Annotated in this window: 1 rRNA gene; it reads right to left on the reverse strand. The window is 51.8% G+C overall.

Annotation, left to right across the window (positions count from 1 at the left end):
• Nucleotides 1–29 precede the first annotated feature (29 nt).
• Nucleotides 30–2,897, reverse strand: a 23S ribosomal RNA gene (locus J0A69_RS22300).
• Between the last annotated feature and the right edge of the window lie 8 nt (nucleotides 2,898–2,905).

Below are 2,905 nucleotides of genomic sequence, written 5' to 3' on the forward strand. Positions count from 1 at the left end.
AACATGTCTTTGCAGAAACTGTAACAAACAGCGGTAAGCTTTTGGGCAATTAGTACTACTCAGCTATGACATTACTGCCTTTACACCTGTAGCCTATCAACGTCATCGTCTCTGACGGCCCTATTTGGAAGTCTCATCTTGAGGGGAGTTTCGCACTTAGATGCTTTCAGCGCTTATCTCTTCCCGACGTAGCTACCCGGCAATGCAATTGGCATCACAACCGGTACACCAGCGGTCGGTCCAACCCGGTCCTCTCGTACTAAGGTCAGGTCCTCGCAAACTTCCCACGCCCGCAACAGATAGGGACCGAACTGTCTCACGACGTTCTGAACCCAGCTCGCGTGCCACTTTAATGGGCGAACAGCCCAACCCTTGGGACCTTCTCCAGCCCCAGGATGTGACGAGCCGACATCGAGGTGCCAAACCTCCCCGTCGATATGAGCTCTTGGGGGAGATCAGCCTGTTATCCCCAGCGTACCTTTTATCCTTTGAGCGACGGCCCTTCCATTCAGAACCGCCGGATCACTATACCCGTGTTTCCACCCTGCTCGGCTTGTCGGCCTTACAGTCAAGCTCCCTTATGCTATTGCACTCCTCGTACGGTTACCAAGCGTACTGAGGGAACCTTTGGAAGCCTCCGTTATCCTTTTGGAGGCGACCACCCCAGTCAAACTACCCACCAAGCAATGTCCCCCATTCGGGGTTAGATACCAAACAAACAAAGGGTGGTATTTCAACAGTGACTCCACGAATCCTGGCGAACCCGCTTCATAGTCTCCCACCTATCCTACACATCATTTGTCCAGTACCAATGCTAAGCTGCAGTAAAGGTGCATGGGGTCTTTCCGTCCCGTTGCGGGTACGCGGCATCTTCACCGCGACTACAATTTCACCGAGCTCATGGCTGAGACAGTGCCCAGATCGTTACACCATTCGTGCAGGTCGGAACTTACCCGACAAGGAATTTCGCTACCTTAGGACCGTTATAGTTACGGCCGCCGTTTACTGGGGCTTCGATTCAATGCTTCTCTTGCGATGACATCCCCTCTTAACCTTCCAGCACCGGGCAGGTGTCAGGCCTTATACTTAGTCGTTAAACTTTGCAAAGCCATGTGTTTTTGTTAAACAGTCGCCTGGGCCTCTTCACTGCGGCCCCGATTGCTCGGGGCGCCCCTTCTCCCGAAGTTACAGGGCTATTTTGCCGAGTTCCTTAGCCATGATTCACTCGAGCACCTTAGGATACTCTCCTCGACCACCTGTGTCGGTTTGCGGTACGGGTAATTATACGCTTAACGCTAGAAGTTTTTCTTGGAAGCCCTTAGGATCACTATCCGATTGTCCGTAAACGCTCGGTACTATCAGCTTCGGCTAAGCCCACGCATTTAACTATGGGCCCAATACCTACTACCTTTAACGCGGTATTCCGTCACCGCGCGGATCTTTCATCACTCCGTCGCTCCATCACCTGTATAATTAGTATGGGAATATTAACCCATTTGCCATCGACTACCCCCTTCGGGTTCGCCTTAGGTCCCGACTAACCCTGATCCGATTAACGTTGATCAGGAAACCTGGGTCTTACGGTGTGCGGGTTTCTCGCCCGCATTATCGTTACTTATGCCTACATTTGCTTTTCCAAAAGCTCCAGCACAGCTGACGCTGTACCTTCTCCGCCGTTGGAATGCTCCCCTACCACTGACATTACTGTCAATCCTTCGCTTCGGTACTATGTTTGATGCCCGATTATTATCGACGCCCTGTCGCTCGACCAGTGAGCTGTTACGCACTCTTTAAAGGAATAGCTGCTTCCAAGCTAACCTCCTGGCTGTCTCTGCAACTGGACCACCTTTGTTCAACTTAACATAGATTTGGGGACCTTAGCGGAAGGTCTGGGTTCTTTCCCTCTCGGACTTGGACCTTAGCACCCAAGCCCTCACTGCCGGTTCTGTATGACGGCATTCGGAGTTCGTCAGGATTTGGTAGGATTTGACTCCCCCTAGTCCTATCGGTAGCTCTACCTCCGTCATACAATTCCCGACGCTGTTCCTAAAAACATTTCGGGGAGTACGAGCTATTTCCCAGTTTGATTAGCCTTTCACCCCTACCCACAGCTCATCCGGAAGCTTTTCAACGCTTATCGGTTCGGTCCTCCATTGTGTGTTACCACAACTTCAACCTGGCCATGGGTAGATCACTAGGTTTCGCGTCTACCCCCACCGACTCAGTCGCCCTTTCAGACTCGCTTTCGCTCCGGGTACGGTACTGAATACCTTACCCTTGCCGATGAGGAGTAACTCGTAGGCTCATTATGCAAAAGGCACGCCGTCACCACATCGCGTGGCTCCGACCGCTTGTAAGCGCACGGTTTCAGGTTCTATTTCACCCCGTTATTCACGGTACTTTTCACCTTTCCCTCACGGTACTAGTTCACTATCGGTCTCTCAGGAGTATTTAGCCTTACCGGATGGTGCCGGCAGTTTCAATCGGGATTCCTCCGGTCCCGACCTACTCAGGATACCCGTCTCGCAAACAACAATTCCAATACGGGACTCTCACCCCCTACGGTCGGCCTTCCCATGCCGTTCTCGTCTCGTTGTTCTTGATTATACAGGTCCTACAACCCCGTCCATGCCGTAACATGAACGGTTTGGGCTCTTCCGCTTTCGCTCGCCACTACTTACGGAATCATTGTTATTTTCTCCTCCTATGGGTACTTAGATGTTTCAGTTCCCCACGTTCGCTTCTCTTACGAGATAGTCTTAAAGACTGGGTTGCCCCATTCGGATATCTACGGATCAACTCGCATTGGCCAATCCCCGTAGCTTTTCGCAGCTTATCACGTCCTTCTTCGCCTCTGAGAGCCTAGGCATCCCCCGTGCGCCCTTATTCACTTACTCTACTTATG

Source organism: Algoriphagus pacificus, assembly GCF_017254845.1.
In the GTDB taxonomy this organism is placed as follows: domain Bacteria; phylum Bacteroidota; class Bacteroidia; order Cytophagales; family Cyclobacteriaceae; genus Algoriphagus; species Algoriphagus pacificus.